Below are 26,137 nucleotides of genomic sequence, written 5' to 3' on the forward strand. Positions count from 1 at the left end.
TCAATTCTTGCTTCGTCAAAAGGCGGAGTGAGTGAGGGAGGCGGCGCTCAGCCGATCAGCCGGCTGACCACCTTGGCGGTGTAATCCACCAGCGGAATGATGCGGGCGTAATTGATGCGGGTCGGGCCGATGACGCCGATGGCCCCGATCACCTGTTCCCGGCTGTTCTGGAAGGGGGAGATGATCATCGAACAGCCGGAATGGCTGAACAGCACATTCTCGGCCCCGATGAAGATCTGCACGCCGTCGCCGCGTCCGGTGGCGTCCAGCATGCGCAGCATCGTCTCCTTGGTCTCCAGCGCCTCGAACAGGCCGCGCACCCGCTCCAGGTCGGACAGCGCGGTGACGTCCTCCAGCAGGCGGGACTGGCCGCGGACGATCAGCTGGCCGGCGTTCGACCCGCCGCTGCCGGCCCAGGTGGCCAGACCGGCGGCGACCACCTTGCGCGACAGTTCGTCCAGCTGGGTCTTCTGCTGCTCGATCTCCTGCAGCACCTCCTGCCGCGCCTCGTCCAGCGTGCGGCCGGCGAGCTTGGCGCTGAGGAAGTTCGACACCGTCTGCAGGGTGGAGGTCGGCACCCCCATCGGCACCTCGATCACCCGGTTCTCGACCAGACCGTCCTCGTTCACCAGGACGACCAGGGCGCGGCCGGGTCCGAGCGACACGAACTCGATATGCTTCAGCGGCCGGTCGGTCTTGGGCGCCACCACCAGGCCGGCGCAGTGCGACAGGCCGGACAGCATGGTCGACGCCTCGCCCAGCACGTCGGCGAAGGCGCGGCCGGAGGCGGAGCATTTCGCTTCGATCGAGGCGCGCTCGTCCTCGGTCAGCGACCCGATCTCCAGCAGGCCGTCGACGAACATGCGCAGGCCGGCGTCGGTCGGGATGCGGCCGGCCGAGGTGTGCGGGGCATAGAGCAGCCCCTGCTCCTCCAGGTCGGCCATCACGTTGCGGATGGTCGCGGGCGACAAGGCCATGCCAAGCCGCCGCGAAATGGTGCGCGAACCGACCGGCTCGCCCGACGCGACATAGGCGTCGACGATCAGCCGGAAAATCTCGCGCGATCGCTGGTTCAGCTCGTTGATCATGGAGGTCGGGCGGTCGGGCTCTGTTCGGGCTGGTCGGCTGCGGAACGGGAGTTCCGTCAACCGGTCCGAATTTAGGCAGGTCCGACCGCCGAATCAACGTGTGGGGAGAAGAAGCCCCGCCACCATGCGACCGCGTGACGCCCCTTACTGCTCCGCCAGGAAGCTGCGGTACTGCGTGGCGATGGCGCCGACCGCCGCCTCGTACAGCAGCCGGCCATGCTCCGGGCGGGCGAGGCCGGGGGCGGAGCCGATGCGGCCGTCCGGATAGCGGCGGCGGAAGTCGCGGGCGTCGTGGAAGCCGCCGGCCGGCGCCTGTTCCGGCTCCAGCGCCGCGGTCTTGATCGAGTCGGGATAGGCGTACTGGGTCAGCGACACCTCGCTGGGGGTGGCGTGCGAGCCTTCCTTGCCCTGGTACAGCTCGCGCGACAGGCGGGCGACCTCGGCATTCTCCCACCAGCTCGCCAGGGCGCAGCGCAGGTCCGGCGCGTCGCGGCCGCGCAGCGCCCGGTTCTCCGCATGGATCTCGTAGAAGGCGGCGCGGACGGTGGCGATGTTGCCGCCATGGCCGTTGACGAAGAAGAAGCGCTCGAACCCGTGTTCGGCCAGCGAGCCGACATAGTCGCGCAGCAGGGCGATCAGCGTCGACGGCTTCAGCGTCATCGAGCCGGGGAATTCCATGTGGTGCACGGCCATGCCGACCGGGATGGTCGGGCCGACCAGCGCGCCCGTGGCGTCGCCGACGCCCTTGGCGATGACCTCGGCGCAGATGGCGTCGGTGCCGACCAGCCCGTTCGGCCCATGCTGCTCGGTCGAGCCGATCGGCATGATGATGCCCTTGGAGGTCTTGAGGTAGGTTTCGACCTCGGCCCAGGTGCTCAGGTGAAGCTGCACGGTGGCGGATCCTTTTCGACGATGCGTGCCGGAAATGCGGCCGGGAATGCGTTTGCCCTCATGTTAGGCGCCCGGACGGCCGCGACAACCGCTCCCTGCGCCGGGCGGGCATGACGGGGCTGTCCGATGGGCGGCACTCATCCCGCGCTGGCGCAATGGTCCGGCGGTGACTACACTCGCGTGCAATTTGCCCGGATGGGCGTCTGTTTCGGGGTGCGGTGGTGGTTGCGCGCGTCAACACGGTGGCGTTCCAGGGCATCGAGGTGCTGGGGATCGACGTCCAGGTCCAGATGTCCGGCGGAATCGTCGCCTTCACCGTCGTCGGCCTGCCCGACAAGGCGGTGGGCGAAAGCCGTGAGCGGGTGCGCGCCGCGCTGCATGCGCTGGGGCTGGCTCTGCCGGCCAAACGCATCACCGTCAACCTCGCCCCCGCCGACGTGCTGAAGGAGGGCAGCCATTTCGACCTTCCCATCGCGCTCGGCCTGCTGACGGTGATGGGGGTTCTGCCGGATGCGGAGATCGCCCGCTATGTGGCGCTGGGCGAGCTGGCGCTGGACGGCGCGCTGACCCCGGTGGCCGGCGTGCTGCCCGCCGCCATCGACGCGCTGGCCAACGACCGCGGCCTGATCTGTCCGGCGGCTTGCGGCGGCGAGGCGGCCTGGGCCGGTCCCGACCTGGACGTGCTGGCGCCGGCCAACCTGCTGGCGCTAATCAACCATTTCAAGGGCACCCAGGTGCTGACCCCGCCCAAGCCGCGGCTGCAGGAACAGGACGCGCCGCCGCCCGACCTGCGCGACGTGAAGGGCAACGAGACCGCCAAGCGCGCGTTGGAGGTCGCCGCCGCCGGATCGCACAATCTGCTGATGATCGGGCCGCCCGGCTCCGGCAAGTCGATGCTCGCCGCCCGGCTGCCCGGCCTGCTGCCGCCGCTCGACCCGGCGGAGGCGCTGGAGGTGTCGATGATCCACAGCGTCGGCGGGCTGCTGGAGGGCGGGCGTCTGCTGCGCCAACGCCCCTACCGCGCGCCGCACCAGTCGGCCAGTCTGCCGGCGCTGGTCGGCGGCGGAACGCGGGCCAAGCCGGGGGAGATCTCCCTGGCGCACCAGGGCGTTCTCTTCCTCGACGAACTGCCGGAGTTTCCCCGCGCCCTGCTGGAAGCGTTGCGCCAACCGCTGGAGACTGGAAAGGCGGTGGTCAGCCGCGCCAACCACCATGTGACCTATCCGGCCCGCGTGCAACTGGTGGCGGCGATGAACCCCTGTCGCTGCGGCCATCTCGACGACGCCTCACTCGCTTGCGCGCGAGCGCCGAAATGCGCAGGAGATTATCAATCTAAAATTAGTGGGCCGCTGTTCGACCGTATCGACCTGCACATCGACGTGCCGGCGGTCAGCCCGGCCGACCTCAGCCTGCCGCCGCCGGCGGAGGGCAGCGCCGACATCGCCGCCCGCGTCGCCGTCGCCCGCACCATCCAGGCGGAACGCTATGGCGGCTTCGGTCCTTACCCGGCCGGGCGGGCTGTGCGGACGAACGCCGAGGCCGATGGCGAACTGCTGGAGAAGGTCGCGTCCCCCGACGCCCCCGGCCGCGCCCTGCTGACCGAGGCGGCGGAACGGCTGAAGCTGTCCGCGCGCGGTTACCACCGGGTGATGCGGGTGGGGCGGACTCTGGCCGATCTGGACGGGGTCGAGGGGGTGAAGCGCCGCCATATCGCCGAGGCGCTGAGCTACCGGCGGATCGCGCCGGGGCGTTGAGGGGGCACCCGTAGGCGACGCCTTCACGGCCCCTCGAACACCGGCGGCTTGGCCGCCCCCGGACAGACGGTCGCCGGCACCGCCTCCTGCTCCACGAAGGTGACGGCGGCAGCCATGGCGCAGTCCTCGCTGGAGGTCACGATGTGGCTGGCGGCGCGGAAGACCAGATGGCGGCTCTTCGGCAGGGTGGCGGCGGCACGGTCGCCCCAGTCCGGCGGGGTGACGGGGTCGTAGGCGCCTGACAGCAGCAGCACCGGCACCGGGCTGGCGACCGGCAGGCGCTCGGCCGGTTCCTGGTGGCCGGCGGGCCAGAGACGGCAGACGCGCCGGCCCGGATCGTCGGCGGCGACGAGCCCGTAGGGGGCATAGCGGCGGGCGTTGTCGGCGCGCTTCTGCGGGTCGGCGGTGTTGACCGACTCGCGGCATTCGACCGAAAAGGCCAGCCCGTCGGCGACCTCCGGATCGCCCAGCCAGTTGGTCGGCGCCCATTCGGCCAGGGTGGCGTATTGGCCGCGGATGGCGCGGTCGAGCATGATCGGCAATGCCGGCACCGCTTCGCTGACCGCCATCGCCTCCAACCCGGCGGCGATGATCGCTCCGCCGGTCAGCCGCAGGGCACGGCGCGTTTCATGATCGCCGACGACGATGTCGACGGGGTTGCGGTCCAGCCGTTCGACCAGGGAGAGGAAGCGCTTCTCCAGGTCGGGAAAGGCGGAGCGGCAGGTCCGGCTGGCGGCGCAATCGTCGAACAGCCGGCGGTAGGTTCGCTGGGCCAGCCCGGCCGTCTCCTCCTGCGCGTTGACGTCGGGCGGATAGATGCTGTCGAACACGGCAGTGCGGACGCGGCCGCCCTGCCGCCGCAGGATCTCCAGCCCGACGCGCGTGCCGTAGGACACCGCGAACAGATTCACCCGTTGGGCGCCCAACGCGGTGGCGATGTCCAGGGCATCCTCCGCCGCGACCGGGGAGGAGAACTGGGTGGTGTCCAGCCCGGCCGCCTGCTGCCGCGCGACGCAGGCGTTGATTGCGGACCGTTCCTCCGCCGCCCGCTGTTCGCGCGTCTGCGGCCGGGTGCCGCGGGTGGCGCCGACGGCGTCCAACTCCGGGCAATCGGTATCCGGCTCCGCCCGGCCGACGCCGCGCGGATCGAACAGGATCAGGTTGCGGGTGCGGCGGAAGGGGGCCGACAGCTCCCACCACACCTCCATCCGCTCTTCCGTCGCCTCGCCGGTGCCGAAGGGGGAGGCGCCGGGACCACCCTCCAGAAACAGCACCGGGTCCGGGTCGGGCTGGCGCGCGGTGCTGAGCAGCACGGCGACCGGCAGGCGCAGGCTGCGGCTGTTGGCGCGGTCGCGCCGTTCCGGCACCGCCACCGTCCCGCACAGCGCCGCTTCTCCGTCGGGAACGGTGAACCAGCAGGGGCCAGGGGTGAAGCGCGCCTCCGCCGCCGCGGGCAGGACCCACGGCACTCCCATCACCACGGCCGCCGCCGCGAGCGCAGCCCGCAGCTTGCGGGCGGAGCGCACCGCTGTCGGCCATGCGGGAGAGGGGAGGATGGACACGGACGGACGACCTGAACCTGATGGATGGAGTACCGCGGACGGCCTTGGGCGGCGGCTTTGTGTTTGACCGAGCGACCTTCGCTTGTCCAGAGGCGCCCGGCGCCATCCCGACGGATAGCCGAACGGCGGCAAAACGGCCGACGAGTGATGCCGACTTGCAACAGGCGTGCGGCAAAGATCACGCCATTGCCGGACGGACGGGTTGACGGAACACATCCGCACGCGGAATTATTTCGCCACCAGAGGTCCGACGGACGGTGCCTCTCTTTCTCAGGAGCAGATCATGCCGACCTTGTGGACGGCGATGCGGAGCCGCTGGCTCGATTCCGGGGCATCCTCCGGACCGGGCCGATTGTGCGACCACCTGCGGCGCGACATCGGACTGGCGGACGGGGAGGCCGCGGATGGAGAAGAGCCTCCGCTCGGCCGTCGTCTTCCGCCTTTTCACATCCGCGATCGGAACCTATCGGACGCGCGGACATTTTTGACCTTGCAACCGTATCGCTGACCGGCGATACCGGATCCGCCGGCCTCTCACGCCGGCATCACTCAACCCCTGGAGAGTATCGATGAAAGCCATCGTAACCACCGCCTGGACTCGCCGATCGGGCGACCCGGCCATCACCGCCGCCAATTGGGCCGCCCATATGGCCGCCAATCATGCCCAGCCGGCCCGCCTTCTTCCCGCACCCTTCGAACGTGAATTCCGGATATCGAGAGGATCCCATGTGTGTCTTTCTGGGTTTTTGCGGTCACCGTCTCTTCGTTGAACACGCCCGCTGGGCATCGCCGGCCGGGTCCTTCGACCTGCGGCGTGAAAACGGGGAAGTCATCCTATGGCTTGGACGCCTGAACATCATCTACACACCGGCCCGTTGGGGACCACCCTCCCGCGCTGCATAGCGCGCGGCGCCGCGGAGACCTGCTGAATGCCGGCCCGCGTTCGCCATGACGAGGTCCTTACCGTCGTCCAGGTGCTTGAGGCGTTCCGCAAGCTCGACCCCGACCTGCCCATCCAGTATGCGCTGAGTTTCATGACCATCGCGCAGAGCGAAGGCATCTCCATCGGCGAACTGGCGGAACGCCTGGGCATCGCCCAATCCTCCGCGTCGCGCAACGTCGCGGCGCTCAGCCGCTGGCACAGCTTCGGCAAGGCCGGCCTCGATCTGGTGCAGGCGCAGGAAGACCCGCGCGAGCGCCGCCGCAAGATCGTCACCCTGACCGACAAGGGCCGAGAGTTCCTGGACGCGCTGCGCGCCATCGTGAACCCGCCCGAGCAGCGCCGCGCCGCCAAGACAGCCTGATCTTATCGTCAAGCGATCCCGTTCAGCGCCGTGCGCAGCATTCCCACCAGCGTGCGCACCGCCAGTTCCTGCCGTTCCAGCGCCAGACCGCCGAAGCGTCGCAATTCCTTGGCCCGTTCGGGCAGCGGCGGCATGTGGAAGAAGCCGTAGGGGATATCCAGGTCGGCGCTCTCGATGATGTGGCGCGCCCGGTAGAACAGGTGGTTGCCGAGGAAGCCGCCGGAGAAATCGCCGAAGGTCACCGGCAGCCCGGCCATCGACAATTCCCGCATCACCCGCGGCACCGGCAGGGTGCTGCCATAGGCGGTCGGCCCGTCGGGCACGATGTCGGCGTGTTCCCGTACCGTGCCGGCGGCATCCGGCAGCGGGCTTTCGTCACGGTTCCAGGCCAGCCGCTCCAGCCGGATGTAATCGCTCGACTCGAGGTAGGCGAAGCCGAGCGCCGCCAGCGGCCGGTGTTCCGCCAGCAGCTCGGCGAAGGCGTCGCCGCAGGCGTCATAGAGAGGGGGCAGGGTGGCGGTGACGATCCCCGGCTCTCCCGACAGCCGGTCCATCAGCAGGGCGGTCGGATCGGCCGTCCAGGGATGTTCTGAAGCGGGGACCGGCTCGCCGTCCGGGAGAGTCCCGAACGGCGCGAAGCCGGTGAGCAGGATGGGGGCCGTCACGGGCAAGACATCCTTACGGTCACATCCTTACGGCCGCAGCAGGCCGATGATGTCCTTCACGTCGTTCAGGTTCTTCTCCGCGATGGCGGCGGCGCGCTCGCCGCCCTTCTTCAGCAGCCGGTCGATCTCCGCCTTGTCGGCCAGCAGCTCCTTCATGCGGGTGGTGATCGGTGCCAGCTTGTCCACCGACAGATCGACCAGCGACTTCTTGAAGTCGGAGAACTGGGCACCCGCGAACTGCGCCAGTACCTGCTCGCGCGACTGGCTGGCCAGCGCGCCATAGATGGTGACGAGGTTGTCGGCCTCCGGGCGGGCCTCCAGCTCGGTCACGGTTTCCGGCAGGGGCTCCGGGTCGGTCTTGGCCTTGCGGATCTTCTGCGCGATGGTGTCGGCGTCGTCGGTCATGTTGATGCGCGAATATTCGGACTCGTCCGACTTCGACATCTTCTTCTTGCCGTCGCGCAGGCTCATCACCCGCGTCGCCTCGCCCAGGATCTGCGGCTCTGGCAGCGGGAAGAACTCGGTCTCGTAGCGGCGGTTGAAGGCGCCGGCGATGTCGCGCGCCAGCTCCAGATGCTGCTTCTGGTCCTCGCCCACCGGCACATGGGTGGCCTTGTACAGCAGGATGTCGGCGGCCATCAGCGTCGGGTAGGCGTACAGGCCCAGATTGGCCATGTCCTTCTGCTTGCCCGCCTTTTCCTTGAACTGCGTCATGCGGTTCAGCCAGCCCAGCGGCGTGTGGCAGGACAGGATCCAGCCAAGCTCCGCATGGCCCGACACGACCGACTGGTTGAACAGGATGTTCTTGTCCGGGTCGATGCCGGCGGCGATGTAGGCCGCGGTGACCTCGCGGATGTTGTTGCGCAGGACCTCGGGGTCCTGGTCGATCGTCAGCGCGTGCAGGTCGACGACGCAGAAGATGCACTCGTAGCTGTTCTGCAGATCCACCCAGTTGCGCAGCGCCCCCAGATAGTTGCCGAGGTGAAGCTGCCGGGTCGGCTGCATGCCGGAGAAAATGCGGTTCACGGGTGGTCTCGCTCGAAAACTCTGGGAGGCGGCAGTTATCGCCCCCCGAAGTCCGCCGGTCAAGGCACGGCGCGCTCATGACGGCTGTCGGCGCGGATCGTCGCGGCCGGGTAGCGCCGGTTGTATTGAATGCGCTTGTGTGCTACCGCCGCGTTCGTGTGGTTGGGAGGGGGCGGACCCGCCGCCCCCGCCACACGAGAAGGAGAAGAAGGATGAAAGAGATCCTTACCCTTCTGGTCCTGATCCTGGAGATCATCAAGCGCGTGCTTGACCTCTACCAGGGTTAAGGCTGGACCAGGGAGCGGCGGGATAGCAGCCCGTCGCTCCCACGGTTCAAGATAAGTCCGGAGCCGATTGCCCGCAAGGGTATGCGGGCCTCCGCTTCCTGAAAAAATTGCACAAACCCCCGCATCGCTCCCGCGTGCCATATCCTTACCTGCCCGCGTGGCGGCGCTGCTCTTATTTCTCCGCGCGGCGGCGCTCGATGGCATCCCAAAGCAGAGCTTCGATCTGCACGCCGTCCAGGCGGTTGATCTCCTGGATGCCGGTGGGGGAGGTGACGTTGATTTCGGTCATGTAGTCGCCGATCACGTCGATGCCGACGAAGACCAGACCCTTCTCGCGCAGGACCGGGCCGATGGCGGCGCACATCTCGCGCTCGCGCGCCGTCAGCTCGGTCTTCCGGGCGCTGCCGCCGGCGTGGAAGTTGGCGCGGGCCTCGCCCTCCAGCGGCATGCGGCTGACCGCGCCCACCGGCTCGCCGTCGACCAGGATGATGCGCTTGTCGCCCTGGCGGATTTCCGGAAGGTACTTCTGCACGATCACCGGCTCGCGGTAGAGCTGGGTGAACAGCTCCAGCAGAGATCCCAGATTCTCGTCGTCGGGCTTCAGGTGGAAGACGCCGGCGCCGCCGTTGCCGAACAGCGGCTTGACGATGATGTCCTTGTGCTCCGCCCGGAAGTCGAGGATCGCCTGCTTGTCGCTGGTGATCAGCGTCGGCGGCATCAGGTCGGGGAACTTGGTGATGAACAGCTTTTCCGGGGCGTTGCGCACCTCGGCCGGGTCGTTGACCACCAGAACCTTGGGCTGCACATGCTCCAGCAGATGGGTGGAGGTGATGTAGGCCATGTCGAAGGGCGGGTCCTGCCGCAGCAGGATGACGTCCATCGTCGACAGGTCGGTCGCCACCGGCTCGCCCAGCGTGTAGTGGGCGCCGCGCTGGCGCACCACCGTCATCTCGCGCACGCGGGCGGTCAGCCGGTTGCCGGTCAGGATCAGGTCGCGCGGGTGATAGTGGTACAGGCGATGGCCGCGCTTCTGCGCCTCCAGCGCCATCATGAAGCTGGAATCGGTGTCGATGTTGATCGACTCGATGGGGTCCATCTGGAAGGCGACGGCGAGGCTCATGACGGGTCTCCGGACCTCTGCGAACGGGGTCAGTTCAGGCGGTTCTTCAACTGCTGGATCAGCGAGGCGGTCTGGTGGCGGTGATGGTCGTCGCCGGTCAGCGCCATGAAGGTCTCCAGCGCGGTGATGGCGTCCTTCAGGTTGCCGGCATGGGCCTCCAGAAGGCCGGTCTCGCGCCACAGCGACGGCTCGTGCGGGGCGAACAGGCGCATCGCCTCCAGCACCTCCAGCGCCTTCGGCACCTCGTGGGCCGACAGGTGGCGCAGCTTGATGTTGTTCTGCAGGCGGAGCAGCACGTCGCGGTTCGACACCGGCTGGTAATGGCCGGGCTCCAGCTCGGCGGCACTGCCGGCGGTGGCCTTCAGCAGGTCACGCAGGTCGACGACGCTGCGGGTCTGTCCCTCGTTGAAGGGGTCGATGATGGCGCGCGCGCCGTCCTTCTCGATGCGGACCAGGAAATGGCCGGGGAAGTTCAGCCCGACCATCGGCCAGCCCTGCGACCGCGCGGCATGCATATAAAGGATGCCGAGCGCCACCGGCAGGCCGCGCCGGCGGTCGATCACCCGCAGCAGGTTGGCGTTCTGCAGGTCGTCGTAGGTGTCGTGGTCGCCGGAATAGCCGTGGCGCCCGCCGATCACCGCATGCAGGTGCGCGATGCGCGTCTCCAGCCTGTCGTCGGCCGGGTCCTGCGCCGCGACGCGGGCGGCCAGATCCTCGACGATGGCGCGGATGTGGGCGCGGTAGGGGACGAGGTCGGCGTTCGGCAGCTCCAGCGCGCCAAGCGCCAGGGCGGCTTCGGCCAGATCGATCTCGTCGTCCGGCTGGTCGCCGATGCGGCGCAAGATTTCGCGGGCTTCCGCGCGGTTGCTCAAGACTGTCGCCCCCTCAAATTCGTCCCCTCACAGTCTCCAGGCATCGACCAGATGACGGGGCCAGGCCCAAGGGGTAACCAGCATCACGTCGAAGCGCAAGACATAGCCGGCATAGCGCGGGTTGGCGCCGAGGAAGGCATGGGCGGCGCGGGCCAGCCGGCCGCGCTGGCGGGCGTTCAGCGCCTCGTTGGCGGTATCCCAGTCGCCGCGCGCCTTCACCTCGACGATGGCGATGGTCTTGCCGCGCTTGGCGACGATGTCGATCTCGCCCATCGGCGTGCGCAGGCGGCTGGCCAGGATGCGGTAGCCGCGCAGCCGCAGCGACAGGCGGCACAGCGCCTCCGCCCGGCGGCCGAGGCTTTCGGCGCGCAGGCGCCGCGCATCCAGGTCCGTCATTTGCCCTTCTCCTCCCGCTGCAGTTCCAGCGCGCGGGCGTAGACGGTGCGCTTGTGCTGGCCGGTGCGGGCGGCGACGTCGGCGGCGGCGTCGCGCACCGACAGGCGGGTCAGCGCCTCGCGCAGCAGGGCGTCGACGTCGGCCTCGCCCGGCGTCGCCTCCTCGCCGGGCGGGCCGATGACCAGCACGACCTCGCCGCGCGGCGGGCCGGCCTCGGCATAATGGGCGGCCAGCTCCGGCAATGTGCCGCGCCGCACCTCCTCGTACAGCTTGGTCAGCTCGCGGGCGACGGCGGCCTCGCGCGGACCCAGGATATCGGCGAGGTCGGCCAGAGACTCCGGCAGGCGCTGCGGCGATTCGAAGAAGACCAGCGTGGCGGGCACACCCTTCAGCTCGCCGGCGGTGGCGCGCCGCGCGCTGCTCTTGTTCGGCAGGAAGCCGGCGAACAGGAAGCGGTCGGTCGGCAGGCCGGACAGCACCAGCGCCACCAGCGGGGCCGAGGCGCCGGGCAGGGTGGTCACCGCCACGCCTTCCGCCACGCATTCCCGCACCAGCTTGTAACCGGGGTCGGAGACCAGCGGCGTGCCGGCGTCGGTGACCAGCGCGATGGCCTCACCCTTTTTCATGCGGCCGATCAGGACCGGACGCATCTTTGCGGCGTTGTGTTCGTGGTAGGAGACGAAGGGGGTGTGGATGCCGTGGATGCCCATCAGCTTTGCGGTGACGCGCGTGTCCTCGCAGGCGATGGCGTCGGCCCGCTTCAGCGTGTCGAGCGCCCGCAGCGTGATGTCCGCGGCGTTGCCGATGGGGGTAGCGACGACATGGAGTCCGCCCGCGAGTTTACTTGGCGCGGCGAGGGGGCTACCTTGAGCGCCACTTTCGGCCGAGTCACCCGGACTCATGGCCGGGACCATGCCTTGGGTCTCGCCTTCGGTTCCGGCGGCCGTTTCAGCAGATGTGGAGACGATTGGTGGCACGCTTGGCAACAGCTTTCTCACAGGGTCTGAAACGTCACGGCGTGGCAGCCTTGTTGGTCGCCGGCCTGTTGTCGGCCTGTTCGACTTTAAGCGCGCCGCCGCGGGTGGCACAAGCGCCGCAACCGGTTCCCGCTCCGGTGGCTCCCCTGCCGGAGACGCAAGGCCCGGTCAAGGTCGCGGTCCTGGTGCCGCTCAGCGGGCAGAGCGCCGCCATCGGCCAGTCCATGCTGGACGCCGCGCAGATGGCGCTGTTCGACATGGCCGGCGACCAGCTGCAGCTGTTGCCGCGCGACACCAAGGGCACGCCGAACGGCGCCGCCGACGCGGCACGCCAGGCGCTGGCCGAGGGTGCCCGCCTGATCATCGGTCCGCTGTTCGCCGCCGATGTCGCCGCGGTGCGCCCCATTGCGCAGAATGCCGGCGTCGACGTGCTGGCCTTCACCAACGACGCCACCCAGGCCGGCAACGGCACCTACGTGATGGGCTTCGTCCCGGCCGATCAGGTCAGCCGCGTCGCCGGCTATGCCCGGTCGCGCGGGGCGACGCGCTTCACCGTGCTGGCGCCGCGCTCCCCCTACGGCGACGCGGTGGTCAACGCCATGCAGTCCATCGCGCCACGGCTCGGCGCCATGACCACGCAGGTCGAGCGCTACGATCCGGCCATCACCGACCTGTCGGTCCCGGCCAAGCAGGTTGCGCAGGAAACCCCGCAGCCGCAGGCGGTGATGCTGGCCGAAGGCGGGCAGCGCGCCCAGGGCATCGCCCAGGCGCTGGCCGCCAACGGCGTGCAGCCGCAGCAGGTCAAGCTGCTGGGCACCGGGCTGTGGGACGACAGTTCGCAGGGCGCGCTGGGGCAGGAGCCTGCGCTGGTCGGCGCGCTTTACGCCGCCCCGACGCCGCAGACCCGCGCCCGCTTCGAGTCTCAGTTCGAGCAGGTCTATGGCCGCAAGCCGCCGCGCATCGCCACGCTGGCCTATGACGCGACGTCGATCGCCGCGGTGCTGACCCGCAGCGGCGGCCCGGTTCCGTTCGACCGCATGGCGATGACCAACCCCAACGGCTTCGAGGGGCTGGACGGCCTGTTCCGCCTGCGCGCCGACGGCTTGGTCGAACGCGGGCTTGCGGTGATGGAGATCACGCCCACCGGATCGCGCGTGGTCGACCCGGCGCCGCCGTCGTTCGAGATGCTGGGGCAGTGACGGATATGAAAAAGCCCTCTCCCGAGCCGGGAGAGGGCTTTTTCACTGCCATCCTTACTTACGCCCGCGCCCGCAGGTAGGGGGTCAGGCGCCATTCGGCGAACTTGATCAGGCGGGTGGCGACGAAGTTCAGCACCAGATAGATCGCCCCGGCGACGATGAACAGCTCGAAGACCGCGAAGGTCTGGGCGATCATGCGCCGGGCGATGCCGGTGACCTCCATCAGCGTGATCGTGCTGGCGAGCGAGGTCGCCTTGACCATCAGGATCACCTCGTTGCCGTAGGCCGGCAGCATCTGGCGGATCGCCACCGGCAGCACGATGCGACGGAAGGCCAGCGCGCGCGACATGCCGCAGGCCCGCGCCGCTTCCACCTGTCCTTGCGGCACCGACAGGATGGCGCCGCGCAGGACCTCGCTGGTGTAAGCGCCGGTGTTGAGCGTCAGCGCCAGGATGGCGCACCAGTAGGGCTCGCGCAGGAAGGGCCAGAGGATGCTCTCGCGGATGAATTCGAACTGGCCGAGCCCGTAATAGACCAGGAAGATCTGCACCAGCAGCGGCGTGCCGCGGAAGACGAAGACATAGGCCGCTGCCAGCTTTTCCACCACGCGGTTGCCCGACAGCCGCAGAAGCGCGACGGCGAAGGCGACCAGCGCCCCCAGCGCCAGCGAACCCAGGATCAGCTGCAGCGTCAGCGACAGGCCGCCGAGCATGCGGGGCAGGCTGTCCCACATCAGTTGCCAGTTCATGGCCTCAGGCCCTCCGGACGCCGCGATTGGCGGAGATTTCGGCGCGGTTGAACAGCGCCGTCGAAATGGTGGTCAGCAGCAGATAGAGCACGGCCGCGGTGCCGTAGAACAGGAAGGGCTGGCGCGTGGCGCCCGCCGCCAGATGGGTCACCCGCATCAGCTCGGCCAGCGCCGTCACCGACACGAGCGCGGTGTCCTTCAGCGTCAGCTGCCAGACATTGCCGAGACCGGGCAGGGCGAAGCGCAGGGTCTGCGGCACCAGCACCCGGCGCAGGATCAGCCAGCGGCTCATGCCGCAGGCCCGCGCCGCCTCGATCTGGCCGAAGGGGACGGACTGCACCGCACCGCGGATCACCTCCGTCGAATAGGCGCCGGAGATCAGCCCGACCGCCAGCACGCCGATGGTGAAGGCGTTCAGGTCGACCCGGCCGTCATAACCGAAGGCGGCGGCGATGGAGGTCGCGACCCCGCTGCCGCCGAAGAACAGCAGATAGATCACCAGCAGTTCGGGGATACCGCGGACGATGGTGGTGTAGAAGTCGGCCAGGACGTTCAGCGCCAGGGAATGGCTGAGCTTGGCCGAGGCGCCGAGCGATCCGACGACGATGCCGAAGGCGAAGGCCGACACGGCGACCGCGACGGTCATCGCGGTGCCCATCAGAAGCTGTCCGCCCCAACCGTTGGGACCGAAGGAAAGGAGTTCCAGCATTGGCACGCCCGGTAAGGCCCGCCGGGCGCGGCGAGGACGGCCGGCCGTACGGGGTTCAGCGAACGGAAATCAAGCGATGACAGGTATCGACCTGGGGAACGACCGGCGCCCGGTTGCCGCGAAGGCCGCCGGGCGCCGTTCCGATCAGGAAGGAGGGCCGAAGGCCCGCCTTGCTTGGTCCCCTTACTTGGTCGGGGAGATGTCGTAGCCGAAATGCTGGGTGCTCAGCTTCTTGACGGTGCCGTCCTTCAGCGCCTCGGCGATGGCCTTGTCGAACATCGCCTTCAGGTCGGCGGTGTCCTTGCGCAGGCCGACGCCCATGCCCTCGCCGATCACGCCGCCGATGAAGTTCGGGCCGACGATGACCATCTTGTCCGGCGTGGCCTTCACCACCGCCTCGACCACCGAACGGTCGCCCAGCATGGCGTCGACGCGGCCGGAGCTGAGATCGATGCCGGCATTGTCGATCTTGTCGTAGGTGCGCATGGTCACCTTCGGCAGATGCTTGTCCATGAAGTCGGCCTGGATGGTCGACACCTGGACGCCGACGGACTTGCCCTTCAGGGCGTCGGCCAGCTTCTCCAGCACCGGCTTGGCCTTGCCCTGGTCGTTCAGGTCGACGCGGTCGGCGCCGAGCGCCAGCGACTTGGCCAGCGGCGAGTTGGCCATCACGGCGAACACCGACGGCTCGGTGCCGTAGGGGATCGAGAAGTCGATGACCTTCTTGCGCTCGTCGGTGATGGTCATCGCCGACATGATGGCGTCATACTTGCCCTGCTGCAGGGCCGGGATGATGCCGTCCCAATCCTGGGCGACGAACTCGCAGGTGACCTTCATGCGCTTGCACAGGTCGTTGCCGAGATCGACCTCGAAGCCGGTCAGCTTGCCCGAGGTGTCGGTGGCGTTCCACGGAGGATAGGCGCCCTCGCTGGCGATGCGGACCGTCTTCCATTCCTTGGCGTTGGCGGCGCCTGCCGCGGCCACAGCCATCATGGCGCCGAGCGCCAGGGCCGAAACGATCTTCTTCAACGAACACACTCCTCTGTTCGGTTCGCCCGTTCTCTCGCCCCTGTCGGGGCCGGGCTGTTTCTGACGGTCCGGTCCTGCCCTCTGCCTCGTCCCCTCACGCCGCGCCGGACAGATGGCGCGAGAGGAACTGCCGCACCCGGTCCGAGTCGGGGTCGGTCAGCACCTTGTCGGGTGACCCCTCCTCCTCGATCCGCCCCTGGTGCAGGAAAACCACCTTGGACGCCACTTCGCGGGCGAAGCCCATCTCGTGCGTCACCAGGATCATCGTGTTGCCTTCGTCCGCCAGTTGGCGGATGACGCGCAGAACCTCGCCGACCAGTTCGGGGTCGAGCGCCGAGGTCGGCTCGTCGAACAGCATGACCTTGGGCTGCATGGCGAGCGCGCGGGCGATGGCGGCGCGCTGCTGCTGGCCGCCCGACAGCTGGACCGGATAGGCGTCGGCCTTCGCCAGGATGCCGACCTTGTCCAGCAGCATGCGGGCGCGGTCGATGGCTTCCGCCTTCGGCACCCCCAGCACATGCACCGGCGCCTCGATCACGTTCTGCAGGATGGTCATGTGGGTCCAGAGATTGAAGCTCTGGAACACCATGCCGAGGCTGGTGCGGATGCGCTCCACCTGACGGGTGTCGGCGGGGACGCTGGCACCGCCGCGCGTCTTCTTCAGCGCGATGGCCTCGCCGCCGATGACGACCCGTCCGTCGTCCGGGATCTCCAGCATGTTGATGCAGCGCAGCAACGTGCTCTTGCCCGAGCCCGACGAGCCGATCAACGTGATGACGTCGCCCTCGCGGGCGGTCAGCGAGACGCCCTTCAGCACCTCCAGCTCGCCGAACCGCTTGTGCAGATCCTCCACGACGACGGCGGCGGGAGCGGACTCGCTGACTGGCGGGTGACGGTGCATGCGCGAAAAACCGGCTGGTTCGGGTGGCGGATGACGGTCGCGCCGCCGCGGCGGGCCGATGCGGCCGGCCAGGGCGTCGGTATGACCATTGCGGCACAGGCTAGACCGGGGCATGCGCGTTTCGCAACGCAGATTTCACATCAAATGCACGTCAAGCCGCTTGTGTCCGAAAACAGTGCGTCACCACAACAAAAGTACCAGAATCTGCGGCCCCAGGATACGCAGGCACATCGCCAGCGGATAGACGGTGGCGTAGGCCAGCGCCGGAGCCTCCGACGCGACCAGCGCGTTGGCATAGGCCAGTCCCGGCGGGTTGGTCTGCGACCCGGCCAGCACGCCGCAGATGGTCAGGAAGTTCAGCTTCATCAGCCCGCGCGCGACCAGCCCGGTCAGCAGCAGCGGCACCAGCGTCACCAGCACGCCCCACATCATCCACGGCCAGCCGGCGCCGCTCGCCAGCGTGGCGACGAAGCGGTCGCCCGACGCGATGCCCAGCACGGCCAGGAACAGGATGATGCCGATCTCGCGCAAGGCGAGGTTGGCGGCCGGCGGCATGAACCACACCAGCGGCCCGACATGGCCGACGCGGCCCAGGATCAGCGCCACGATCAGCGGCCCGCCGGCGAGGCCGAGGCGCAGCGGCGCCGGCATGCCCGGCAGGAAGATCGGGATGGCGCCGAGCGCCGCGCCCAGCGCGATGCCCAGGAACATCGGGATCATCTCCACCTGCTGCAGCTTGCGGGCGGAGTTGCCGAAGACCCGGCCGACGGCGGCGAGGCTGTCCGGCCGGCCGATCACCGTCAGGATGTCGCCGAACTGCAGCTTCAGCGCCGGGGTCGGCACCAGTTCCACGCCCGAGCGGTTGACGCGGCTGACCACCACGTCATGGGCGTCCTGGAGGTTCAGGGCGGCGATCGACTTGCCCAGCACCGCGTTGTTGGTGACGACGATGCGCTCCCACTTCAGGTCGGTGCCCTTGGTGGTCAGCGGCCGGTCGAACTCCTGCCCCAGCAGGGTCCGCACCTGCTCCAGCTTCGGCCGCGGCCCGACCACATGCAGCACGTCGCCCAGCTTCAGGCAGGTGTTGTTGTGGGGGACGCAAAGCGTGCCGTCGCGCAGCAGGCGGGAGGCGACCACCCCATGGTCGCACAGCGCGTCGATGGACCCGAGCGGCCGGCCCTCAAGCTCCCGGTTGCGCAGGGTCAGGTCCATGGTCTCCAGCGTCGACACCTCGGCGCGGCGGCATTCCTCGAAGCGGGCGGCCTCGGCCTCCGGGTCGATGCGGAACAGGATGCGGACGGCTGCCATCGACAGCAGGTTGCCGGCGATGCCGAAGGGGTAGGTGACGGCGAAGGCAAGGCCGGGCAGGGCCATCACCGCCGCATCGGCCCCGACCTCCGTCAGCACCTGCTGGGTGGCGGCCAGCGCCGGGGCGTTGGTCACCGCGCCGGCGAACACGCCGAGCGAGGACCCCAGCGACAGCGCCCCCGACGACACCAGCGCCGCGGTCAGCAGGATGCTGGACCCCACCATCAGCAGGGCCAGCCCGTTCAGCGCCAGCCCGCTGCGGCGGAGCGCGGCGAAGAAACCGGGGCCGACCTGGATGCCGATGGTGTAGACGAACAGGATCAGGCCGAAGTCGCGGATGAAGTCCATCATCTCCGGGTTGAAGGCGATGCCCGCCTGCTTGGCGATGTGGCCGCCGGCGATGCCGGAGAACAGCACGCCGCCGATGCCCAGCCCGACCCCGCGGATCTTGATATGGCCGAGCGCCACGCCCGCCGCCGACACGAGACCGAGCATGAGCACCACCCGCGCGATCGGCGGCATGGCCTGGAGAATGTCTGCGAAAGCCGACATGGAGCAACTCGCTTCCTGAACACATTTGGGCAAACCGCCGCCGCGTTCGGTGGGAGCCCGGATGAATGCGGCGCTCCCCCTTCGATCGGGACAGATTGGCGCGACGATGCGGCAGGACCGCGGGCAAGGCGTTGATTCAGAACAAGTGCACGGCCTTTAGCCGTGACAATCCCGGCACCCGGCGCTGCGGCGAACGCATGGAAGTGTAGCGCTGCGAGGCATGCGGCCCGTCATCGGGCGGCGTCCGATTCCTCGAACTCCATCCAAATTTTGCCATTTTCTTCCCATAGATCATGTCTCAAGCAACCGGCTCCGCAGGTCGCGCACCGGCGTTCCCCCTAGCGCCACCGCAGCGACGAATGGAAGCTGTTCCACAAGGTATCGACCGGCCGGACCCGGCCGGACGCAAGGCCATCGCGAGAACCCCCTCGCGGTGGCCTTTTCTTTTGGGTGGGTTCTTTCGGGCGGGGCGGCGGCGGGAGGCTGCGACAGCATTCTTGCTCCGGCTTTCCCGTCCCGCTGTGCTATAGCAGCGCCTCCCTCAACCGGAAGCGCGACCCGTTCCCATGCCCGTCTTTGCCGGATCAGAGCTGACCTGCCTGCGTGGCGACCGTCTGGTCTTCACCGCGTTGGAGTTCCGCATCGCCCCCGGCGGTGCGCTGGTGCTGCTCGGCCCCAACGGCAGCGGCAAGTCCAGCCTGCTGCGGGTGATGGCCGGGCTGCTGAAGCCGCTGCGCGGGACGCTGGACTGGGACGGGGTGCCGGTTTCCGAGGATCCCGACGGCCACCGGTCGCGGGTGCAGTATGTCGGTCATCTCGACGCGGTGAAGCCGGTGCTGACGGCGGCGGAGAATCTCGCCTTCTGGGCGGCACTGGCCGGTGCCGCCGACCCGGTCGCCAACGCGCGGTCCGCGCTCGACCGGCTGGGGGTGCCGCACATCGCCGGGGTGCCGGGCCGCTATCTGTCGGCCGGTCAGAAGCGCCGGCTGAACCTCGCCCGGCTGCTGGCGGCACCGGCGACGCTGTGGCTGCTGGACGAGCCGACCGTGGCGCTCGACCGCGCCGCCATCGCCCTGTTCGAGGGGCTGATCGCCGAACATCGCGCCCAGGGCGGCATGGTGGTGCTGTCCACCCACACCGACATCGCCACCCCCGGCGGCGAGGAACTGCATCTGGACGAGTTCGCCCCCTACGCCGACGACGAAGAGGCCAGCGACGAAGACCATGAGGAAGAGGGGGCCGCGCCATGAGCCGTTTCCTGCGCCTTGTCGCGCGCGACCTGCGGCTGGCCCTGCGCCAGGGGTCCGACGCCACCATCGCCGTCATGTTCTTCGTGCTGTGCGTGGTGCTGTTCCCCTTCGGCGTCGGGCCGGAGCCGAACATCCTCGCCCGCATCGCCGCCGGCGTGATCTGGGTGGCGGCGCTGCTCGCCTCGCTGCTGTCGCTGGAGCGGCTGTTCCAGACCGATTACGAGGACGGGTCGCTGGAACTGCTCTCGCTCTCTCCCCTGCCGCTGGAGGCTGCGGTGCTGGCGAAGACGCTGGCCCATTGGCTGGTCACCGGCGTGCCGCTGATCGTCGCCGCGCCGCTGCTGGCCGTTCTGCTGAACATGGATGCGCAAGGGTTCGGCGTGCTGGTGCTGACGCTGACGCTTGGCACGCCGATCCTCAGCCTGATCGGTGCCATCGGGGCGGCGCTGACGCTGGGCGCGCGCCGCGGCGGCGTGCTGCTGTCGCTGCTGATCCTGCCGCTCTACATTCCCGTGCTGATCTTCGGCGCCGGCGCCATCGACGCCGCCATCAACGGGCTGACCCCGCGCCCGCACCTGCTGCTTCTCGCCGGCATCCTCGCCGCCGCCCTGCCGCTGGCCCCCTGGGCCGGGGCCGCGGCCCTGCGGCAGGCGGTGGAGTAGGGAGCCACAGTGTCGTGCGTTTGATATGAAACGCACGACACTGTGGCTTCATGTTTGGCGATCGGATTCACGCTCCAAATCGATTCCGATTTTACGCGATCCGATCTAGGACCTCGACGCCTTCTCCGGCAGCAGCTTCTCGATCGCCTCGCGCACCTTGTCCGACTCGGGGTCGGTCATGGTGGAGAACCAGGACACCAGCTTGCCGTCCGGCCCGATCAGATATTTGTGGAAGTTCCAGCGCGGCTTGGCGAGGAAGCCCAGTTCGTCGGCCGCCCAGCGGTAGAAGGGATGGGCGCCGTCGCCCGATACCACCGTCTTGTCGGTCAGCGGGAAGTCGATCCGATAGTTGACCTCGCAGAAATCCTTGATCTGGTTGGCGCTCCCCGGCTCCTGGCCGCCGAAATCGTCCGAAGGCACGCCGACCACCACCAGCCCGCGGTCGCGGTAGCGCTGCCACAGCGCCTCCAGCCCCTTGTATTGCGGGGTGAATCCGCACTGCGAGGCGGTGTTGACCACCAGGACCGCCTTCCCCTTAAACTGCGACAGCGGCAGCGGCCGGCCGTCGATGCCCTGGAAGGTGAAGTCGTAGGCGTTGATTGTGGCGGCGCTGCTTGCGGCCATGGCGCTGGCGGCTCCCATCACGGAAAGGACCGCCGCCATGGCGACGGTGCGAAGTCGGGTTCGGACGGTCATCGGTAGGGCTCGGCGGCTGGAGGGCTTTGCATCCTTACACATACGATGCCCGATACGAGCTTCGGCGCCTATCGGATCATGAAGAGATCGGCCGCCGCCGGTCGCATCGGGTCTACCCCTTTCGGACGGGTAGCCACGGTGCCCGCGGATCGACAGTTGATAGGTAAGGATACGCGGCGATCGATCGTCGCCATCCTTGCAACCGTCCTTGTCCACCGAACAGCGCCCGAAAAATGTCCCACCCGGCCGAGCCTCAGCCTGAGCATAAAAATCTATCCCATCGAAATGGGTATGCGGACGCCAGCCCGGTTGCCGCCGCTCCCGTCGCCGATGCAAGCCCATTCCAGGAGAACAGGCCGATGAACGCCGGAGCCATCACGCAGGACACCCGGTCGCTCCCGACGACGATGCGCCGGGTGGCCCGTGCCGCCGCCAAAGCCACGGTGGCCGTCACGGCGGTGCTGCTATTCGGCGCCGCCTTGTCGACGCCGTCGCTCGCCGACCCGGGGGAGCATGGCCGCGGCCATGCCTGGGGCCACCACAAGCACAAGCACCATCACGACGAAGGCCCGGTCGTCATCTATGGCGCGCCGCCGCCGGTGGTCGTGGTTCCGGCCCCGCCGCCCCCGCCGCGCGTCGTCTATGCCCCCTCCTACGCACCGCCGCCGGCCGTCATCTATGCCCCGCCGCCGCAACCGGGCGTCAGCGTCCAGATGAACATTCCGCTCCGTTAACGATCGAGGATTTCCAAACGCTCCGGCGGTCGGGTCTCACCCGGCGGCCGGAGCGTTTTGCGTTTCGGCAGCGCTGTGCCGGGCTGTGACCATCCTGTGCCCTTGTCGCGCGTCCCGCCCCGTCCACGGCATGCTCCCGGCCGTTCCCTCCCCCGCCGTCCGCACCGCACCCGTTGAAAAGCCTGGATCGTCAGTCCTTTCGTGACAGGACCCGCCTGCACCGGTAGGATCGCGCGGCCTGTCGCGAAGGCGGTAGGCCGTTCGGGTGATTCACGGAAACTCAACCGATGTCCGGCCATCTGTCGGCTGGGAGCATCTTGCGGCCCGTGGTCGGTATCGGGGAGGGAGAGACCGAATGTTCGTGATGATCGGCTTCGGCATCGTGATCTTCAGCGTGTTCGGTGGCTACATCCTCGGCGGTGGCCACATGGGCGTGCTGTGGATGCCGTTCGAGTTCATGATCATCCTGGGCTCCGGCGCCGGTGCCTTTTTCATCGCAAATCCAAAATCCGTGGTGACTCACACCGGCAAGGAGCTGGGTCACCTGTTCAAAGGTCCAAAATACAAAAAGGAGGACTTCCTGGAGGTCCTCACCATGATGTATCAGGTCTTCAAGATCGCGAAGACCAAGGGCCTTCTGGCGCTCGAACAGCATATCGAGAAGCCGGAAGACTCACCGCTCTTCCAGCAGTTCCCCAAATTCTATGGCGACCATCATGCCATCGCCTTTCTCTGTACCTATCTTCGTCTGATGTCGCTGGGCGCGGACAACCCGCACGAGCTGGTCGACCTGATGGACGAGGATATCGAGACGATGCACCACGAACACCAGCGCATCGCCGACGCCATCCAGGCGGTGGCCGACGCGGTGCCGGCACTGGGCATCGTGGCGGCGGTGCTGGGCGTGATTCACACCATGGGCTCGATCACCGAGCCGCCGGAAGTGCTGGGCAAGCTGATCGGCGGCGCGCTGGTCGGCACCTTCACCGGCATTCTGGTCGCCTACGGCTTCCTCGCCCCCATCGCCAGCGGCCTGAAGAACATCTATCACGCGGAAGGCAAGTATTATCAGGCGATGAAGACTGGCCTGATCGCCCATCTCTCCGGTTACGCGCCCGCCATTTCGGTGGAATACGCCCGCAACGTGCTGGAGCCGGAATACCGCCCGACCTTCGCCCAGGTGGAAGAGGCGACCTCCGCCCTGCCGCCGGCCTGACCCCTTGTCCTGATCGACCGAGGGTCCCGATGCCGGACATCGACATCGCCTGGAACGAGGGAACGGTCGGCGAATGGGACGCCCTGTTCGCCCGCGTTCCGCGCTCCACCCTGCTGCAGAGCTTCGCCTATGGCCGCGCCATGGGCCGCACCTATGGTCATGTCCCGCGTCTTGGCGTGATCCGCCGAGTGGGCGAGCCGGTCGGCCTCGTCCAGACGCTCGACCGCCGCATGGTGAAGATCTTCCACGATCGCCAATGCTACCGCGGCCCGCTTTGGCTGGACGGCACGATCCCCGATGCCGACACACTGGAAGCGGTGTTCCGCCTGCTGCGCCGTGCCTGCCCGCGGTCGCCGCTCAGCCGCGCCAGCCTGTTGCCGGAACTGCCGGCCGCGCCGGAGACGGAGGCGCTGCTCGCCCGTTGCGGCTTCCGCAAGGTCGGTCCCGGCTATCGGACGGTCTGGTTCGACCTGACCCGCAACGAGGAGGCGATGCGCGCCGGCTTCGCCCGCGACTGGCGGCAGCGTCTGCGCGGGGCGGAGAAGGCCGGCCTTGTCCTCGACACCGACTGGAAGGCCGACAACCTGCCCTGGCTGATGAAGCAGGAGCATGACCAGGCGCTGGAGAAGGGCTTTCGTGCCATGACCGGGCCGCTGGCCGTCCGCCTGCGCAACGCCATGGTCAAGGGCGGTGGCCGCAATGACGGCGTGGTGATGGTGACGGCGCTCGACGGCCGCACACCGCTTGCTTGCGGCCTGTTCTTCCGCCACGGCGTCTGCGCCACCAGTCAGATCAGTTGGGCCAACGAAGCGGGCCGCAAGAGCGGCGCCATGCGGCTGGTGCTGTGGAAGGCCATGCAGGAGCTGAAGCAGCATGGAGTCCGCGCGCTCGATCTCGGCGGCATCAATCCCGACACCGCCCCCGGCGTCACCGAGTTCAAGCTCGGCACCGGCGGAGAGGCGGTGGAGACGGTCGGCCAATACCGCTGATGCGCTTTGCCTGATGATGGCCGGGGCGGTTCCGGCTATCCTTACCTGCGTGCCGACTCGACACGCCCTTACCGCACGGGATGTCCGCCATGTCAGACCTCGAACCCCTGAAGCCCGGCGAAGCCGATGTCGCCATCGAACGCGCCATGCAGCAGCGGCCGAAGGCGATGATCATCCGTGACAAGCTGCAGAAGATGCTGGAGGACGAGAACACCGCCCGCCAGTTCGTCGGCGCCATCCGCAACATGATGAACAAGGAATAGGGGGCGCCGGCGGCCTCCGCCGCCGGGTTGCTTACCATCGGGTCAGCAACTGCTCGCCTTGTTGCAGCCCTTTTCCTCCGCCGACGCCGGTGCCGGGGTGCGCGCCAGCTGCAGGCCGCCGCGGCTGTCGTCGAACATCTTCTCGATCGACCGCCGGGCCTGCTGGAAGGCCTGAAGCTCCCGCCCCTCCAGCTTCTCGCCGGTCGGCAGATCGACGGAGCGCGGGTTCACCTGATGCCCCGCCTTCAGCACCTCGTAATGCAGGTGCGGCCCGGTCGACCGTCCGGTGGTGCCGACATAGCCGATGATATCGCCCTGATCGACCCGCGCGCCACGCTGGATCGACTTGGCGAAGCGGCTCATATGGGCGTAAGCGGTCGAAATCTCGGTGTTGTGGCGGATGCGGACATAGTTGCCGTAGGAGCTGCTGCGTTCCGCGATCTCGATGGTGCCGCGTCCGGCCGCATAGATCGGGGTCCCGGTCGGCGCCCCGAAATCCACGCCCTTGTGCATCTTGCTGAAGCCCAGGATCGGGTGGTGGCGCATGCCGAAACCGGAAGTGATGCGGGCACCGTCGATGGGCGTGCGCAGCAGGGCGCGGCGGATGCTTTCGCCGTCGCCATTGTAATAGTCGATCCGCCCGTCGCGGGTCTTGAAGCGGTAGATCGGCATGTCGTCGCCGCTCAGCGTCAGCGAGGCATACAGCAACTCGCCTTCGCCGGCCTCCTTGCCTTCGGCGGTGACCAGCTTCTCATATAGAACCTCGAAACGGTCGCCCGGCTGCAGGTCGCGCTGGAAATCGACGTCGTAGGAGAAGTTCTGGATGAACGCCATCATGACCGAGATCGGCACCCCGGACTGGGCTCCCGCCTCGAACAGGCTGGAGCGGATCACGCCCTGGGCCGCCACCGGCTTGCGCGTGACCGGCTTCTCGATCTGGCTGGAGGTGAAGCCGGCGTCGCCCTTGCGCGCGATCGACACCGACCGCAGCGGATCCGGGGCGAATTCGAACCCGACGAACTTGCGGGCACCGCCGCGACGCGGTTCGAACAGGACCGTCACATGCTGGCCGACCTGGAGACGGCGCGGGTTGTAGACCTCGCGCAATGCGGCCACCGCATCGTGGGCGTCGTTGGTCGGCACATTGGCGGTGGACAGCAGATCCATCAGCGTATCGCCGCGGCCGATGGACAGGGTGCGGCGGTCGACCGGTCCGGTGGCGCGTTCCCCGTCCCCGTCATCGTCCTTCGCCTCGGAATTGCTTTCCGCGCCCATGTTCGGCTTCACCGCCGGCTTGAAAGCATGGGGAGCCCGGCCATTCGGCGCATCCGCGTTGCGGGCGACAACCGTCGCAGGCGCCAACGCAGCGGCCGAGATGATGGCAAGCAAGGCGAGCGTGGGAAGGCGGGAGAGCCTCGAACGCACCGTCGTCCTCCTCCTATAACCCCCGGGGCCGCCCAGCGGGCTGTCGGCGATGGCCGTCACCAAAGGTGTTAAGCCTATGGATCGGACGATGCTGGACCGGTCCGACCCTGTCAACCGACACAAGACCGCAGGGGTGGGCTCTGGGTGAACCCTATGGGAACACTATGGATTGGCGCGCTCGGACGGTCGCCGGCCACGCCGCGGTTGGTGGGTCGTTCCCTTACACTGAATCCGGTGCGGGCTCCGGTGAAAAACGAACCGTCAGGAATTTTTCATCGAAGCGCAAAAAAGCGCTTGCGTGGTTTGGGGGCGGGCGCCTATAAACCGCTCCACCGACGGCGGGGCGCTGAACGAGGCGCAGCGGCGGCGGTAGAAACGGAAGAGAAAACAGCAGCTTAGCGGTTTTGGTCTTCCGGCTTCGACCGAAATTCTCCGGTCACTCTGACCCGATCCTCCTGAAGAAGGGGATGCGGAAGAGCGGCCGGTGCGACGCGTCTCAGCGTTGCGGGTTCTT

25 protein-coding genes are annotated in these 26,137 nt (G+C 68.3%); 9 read left to right on the forward strand and 16 right to left on the reverse strand.

Annotation, left to right across the window (positions count from 1 at the left end):
- Positions 1 to 47: 47 nt before the first annotated feature.
- Together hrcA and FZ029_RS15675 are read right to left on the reverse strand one after the other, a co-directional pair.
- Entirely contained in the window at positions 48 to 1,088 is a 1,041-nt protein-coding gene (gene hrcA / locus FZ029_RS15670; protein WP_085090505.1) for a heat-inducible transcriptional repressor HrcA, read from the reverse strand.
- 144 nt (positions 1,089 to 1,232) lie between these two features.
- Positions 1,233 to 1,979: a creatininase family protein gene (locus FZ029_RS15675; RefSeq protein WP_149270015.1), complete on the reverse strand. Its 747-nt coding sequence runs from the start codon at positions 1,977 to 1,979 to the stop codon at positions 1,233 to 1,235.
- Positions 1,980 to 2,200: 221 nt separating this feature from the next.
- Between FZ029_RS15675 and FZ029_RS15680 the strand changes: the two genes are divergently transcribed.
- Positions 2,201 to 3,733: a YifB family Mg chelatase-like AAA ATPase gene (locus tag FZ029_RS15680; RefSeq protein WP_149270016.1), complete on the forward strand. Its 1,533-nt coding sequence runs from the start codon at positions 2,201 to 2,203 to the stop codon at positions 3,731 to 3,733.
- 23 nt (positions 3,734 to 3,756) lie between these two features.
- On the opposite strand, the gene FZ029_RS15685 is transcribed toward FZ029_RS15680, so the two are convergent.
- The gene (locus FZ029_RS15685; protein ID WP_247892319.1) at positions 3,757 to 5,295 is read right to left on the reverse strand and encodes an alpha/beta hydrolase; all 1,539 of its coding nucleotides are present in this window, start codon (positions 5,293 to 5,295) and stop codon (positions 3,757 to 3,759) included.
- A 929-nt stretch (positions 5,296 to 6,224) separates the two neighbouring features.
- Between FZ029_RS15685 and FZ029_RS15690 the strand changes: the two genes are divergently transcribed.
- Positions 6,225 to 6,599, forward strand: a complete 375-nt coding sequence (locus FZ029_RS15690) for a MarR family transcriptional regulator (RefSeq protein ID WP_109074864.1) — start codon at positions 6,225 to 6,227, stop codon at positions 6,597 to 6,599.
- A gap of 8 nt (positions 6,600 to 6,607) precedes the next feature.
- On the opposite strand, the gene FZ029_RS15695 is transcribed toward FZ029_RS15690, so the two are convergent.
- The 6 genes from FZ029_RS15695 to rsmI form a co-directional block, all read right to left on the reverse strand.
- Positions 6,608 to 7,264: a pyrrolidone-carboxylate peptidase gene (locus FZ029_RS15695; RefSeq protein WP_149270017.1), complete on the reverse strand. Its 657-nt coding sequence runs from the start codon at positions 7,262 to 7,264 to the stop codon at positions 6,608 to 6,610.
- Positions 7,265 to 7,291: 27 nt separating this feature from the next.
- Complete coding sequence (gene trpS, locus FZ029_RS15700; RefSeq protein ID WP_149270018.1) at positions 7,292 to 8,290, reverse strand: tryptophan--tRNA ligase; 999 nt, start codon at positions 8,288 to 8,290, stop codon at positions 7,292 to 7,294.
- 459 nt (positions 8,291 to 8,749) lie between these two features.
- Positions 8,750 to 9,697 (reverse strand): glutathione synthase, encoded by a 948-nt coding sequence (gshB, locus tag FZ029_RS15705; RefSeq protein ID WP_149270019.1) that lies wholly within the window; start codon positions 9,695 to 9,697, stop codon positions 8,750 to 8,752.
- A gap of 29 nt (positions 9,698 to 9,726) precedes the next feature.
- Positions 9,727 to 10,569, reverse strand: coding sequence for a transglutaminase-like domain-containing protein (locus FZ029_RS15710; RefSeq protein ID WP_149270020.1), 843 nt, complete (start codon positions 10,567 to 10,569; stop codon positions 9,727 to 9,729).
- A gap of 27 nt (positions 10,570 to 10,596) precedes the next feature.
- A complete protein-coding gene (locus FZ029_RS15715) occupies positions 10,597 to 10,965 on the reverse strand; it encodes a YraN family protein (protein ID WP_085090497.1) in 369 nt (122 codons plus the stop codon).
- Positions 10,962 to 11,867, reverse strand: a complete 906-nt coding sequence (gene rsmI / locus FZ029_RS15720) for a 16S rRNA (cytidine(1402)-2'-O)-methyltransferase (RefSeq protein ID WP_247892320.1) — start codon at positions 11,865 to 11,867, stop codon at positions 10,962 to 10,964. The genes FZ029_RS15715 and rsmI overlap by 4 nt, the downstream gene beginning before the upstream one ends.
- 116 nt (positions 11,868 to 11,983) lie before the next feature.
- Between rsmI and FZ029_RS15725 the strand changes: the two genes are divergently transcribed.
- Positions 11,984 to 13,141, forward strand: a complete 1,158-nt coding sequence (locus tag FZ029_RS15725) for a penicillin-binding protein activator (protein WP_247892321.1) — start codon at positions 11,984 to 11,986, stop codon at positions 13,139 to 13,141.
- 58 nt (positions 13,142 to 13,199) lie between these two features.
- On the opposite strand, the gene FZ029_RS15730 is transcribed toward FZ029_RS15725, so the two are convergent.
- The 5 genes from FZ029_RS15730 to FZ029_RS15750 form a co-directional block, all read right to left on the reverse strand.
- Positions 13,200 to 13,889, reverse strand: a complete 690-nt coding sequence (locus FZ029_RS15730; protein WP_149270023.1) for an ABC transporter permease — start codon at positions 13,887 to 13,889, stop codon at positions 13,200 to 13,202.
- Positions 13,890 to 13,893: 4 nt separating this feature from the next.
- Complete coding sequence (locus FZ029_RS15735) at positions 13,894 to 14,598, reverse strand: ABC transporter permease (RefSeq protein ID WP_149200884.1); 705 nt, start codon at positions 14,596 to 14,598, stop codon at positions 13,894 to 13,896.
- Between the two features lie 183 nt (positions 14,599 to 14,781).
- Positions 14,782 to 15,636, reverse strand: a complete 855-nt coding sequence (locus FZ029_RS15740; protein WP_246457627.1) for a lysine/arginine/ornithine ABC transporter substrate-binding protein — start codon at positions 15,634 to 15,636, stop codon at positions 14,782 to 14,784.
- Positions 15,637 to 15,721: 85 nt separating this feature from the next.
- Complete coding sequence (locus FZ029_RS15745; RefSeq protein ID WP_109074854.1) at positions 15,722 to 16,528, reverse strand: ATP-binding cassette domain-containing protein; 807 nt, start codon at positions 16,526 to 16,528, stop codon at positions 15,722 to 15,724.
- Between the two features lie 180 nt (positions 16,529 to 16,708).
- A complete protein-coding gene (locus FZ029_RS15750; RefSeq protein ID WP_247892322.1) occupies positions 16,709 to 18,388 on the reverse strand; it encodes a putative transporter in 1,680 nt (559 codons plus the stop codon).
- Between the two features lie 566 nt (positions 18,389 to 18,954).
- Here FZ029_RS15750 and ccmA point away from each other — a divergent pair.
- Both ccmA and ccmB read left to right on the forward strand, forming a co-directional pair.
- Positions 18,955 to 19,638 (forward strand): heme ABC exporter ATP-binding protein CcmA, encoded by a 684-nt coding sequence (ccmA, locus tag FZ029_RS15755; protein ID WP_149270024.1) that lies wholly within the window; start codon positions 18,955 to 18,957, stop codon positions 19,636 to 19,638.
- On the forward strand, positions 19,635 to 20,300 hold the full coding sequence (gene ccmB, locus FZ029_RS15760) for a heme exporter protein CcmB (protein ID WP_098740972.1): 666 nt from the start codon (positions 19,635 to 19,637) through the stop codon (positions 20,298 to 20,300). Before ccmA ends, ccmB begins: the two co-directional genes overlap by 4 nt.
- A 105-nt stretch (positions 20,301 to 20,405) precedes the next feature.
- Here the strand turns inward: ccmB and FZ029_RS15765 are convergent, their stop codons facing one another.
- On the reverse strand, positions 20,406 to 20,996 hold the full coding sequence (locus FZ029_RS15765; protein WP_149270025.1) for a glutathione peroxidase: 591 nt from the start codon (positions 20,994 to 20,996) through the stop codon (positions 20,406 to 20,408).
- Between the two features lie 359 nt (positions 20,997 to 21,355).
- On the opposite strand from FZ029_RS15765, the gene FZ029_RS15770 reads away from it, so the two are divergent.
- From FZ029_RS15770 to FZ029_RS33020, 4 genes are all read left to right on the forward strand, one after another.
- Positions 21,356 to 21,730 carry a hypothetical protein gene (locus FZ029_RS15770; protein WP_188051953.1) on the forward strand — a complete coding sequence of 125 codons (375 nt, stop codon included), beginning with the start codon at positions 21,356 to 21,358 and terminating at the stop codon, positions 21,728 to 21,730.
- Between the two features lie 355 nt (positions 21,731 to 22,085).
- On the forward strand, positions 22,086 to 22,946 hold the full coding sequence (gene motA, locus FZ029_RS15775) for a flagellar motor stator protein MotA (protein ID WP_109074851.1): 861 nt from the start codon (positions 22,086 to 22,088) through the stop codon (positions 22,944 to 22,946).
- Positions 22,947 to 22,975: 29 nt separating this feature from the next.
- Positions 22,976 to 23,935: a GNAT family N-acetyltransferase gene (locus FZ029_RS15780; RefSeq protein WP_149270026.1), complete on the forward strand. Its 960-nt coding sequence runs from the start codon at positions 22,976 to 22,978 to the stop codon at positions 23,933 to 23,935.
- An 89-nt stretch (positions 23,936 to 24,024) separates the two neighbouring features.
- Positions 24,025 to 24,198: a hypothetical protein gene (locus tag FZ029_RS33020; protein ID WP_158281987.1), complete on the forward strand. Its 174-nt coding sequence runs from the start codon at positions 24,025 to 24,027 to the stop codon at positions 24,196 to 24,198.
- Positions 24,199 to 24,240: 42 nt separating this feature from the next.
- Here the strand turns inward: FZ029_RS33020 and FZ029_RS15785 are convergent, their stop codons facing one another.
- Positions 24,241 to 25,623 carry a M23 family metallopeptidase gene (locus FZ029_RS15785; RefSeq protein WP_149270027.1) on the reverse strand — a complete coding sequence of 461 codons (1,383 nt, stop codon included), beginning with the start codon at positions 25,621 to 25,623 and terminating at the stop codon, positions 24,241 to 24,243.
- Positions 25,624 to 26,137 lie beyond the last annotated feature (514 nt).

Source organism: Azospirillum sp. Sh1 (assembly GCF_008365135.1).
Lineage (GTDB): Bacteria > Pseudomonadota > Alphaproteobacteria > Azospirillales > Azospirillaceae > Azospirillum > Azospirillum oryzae.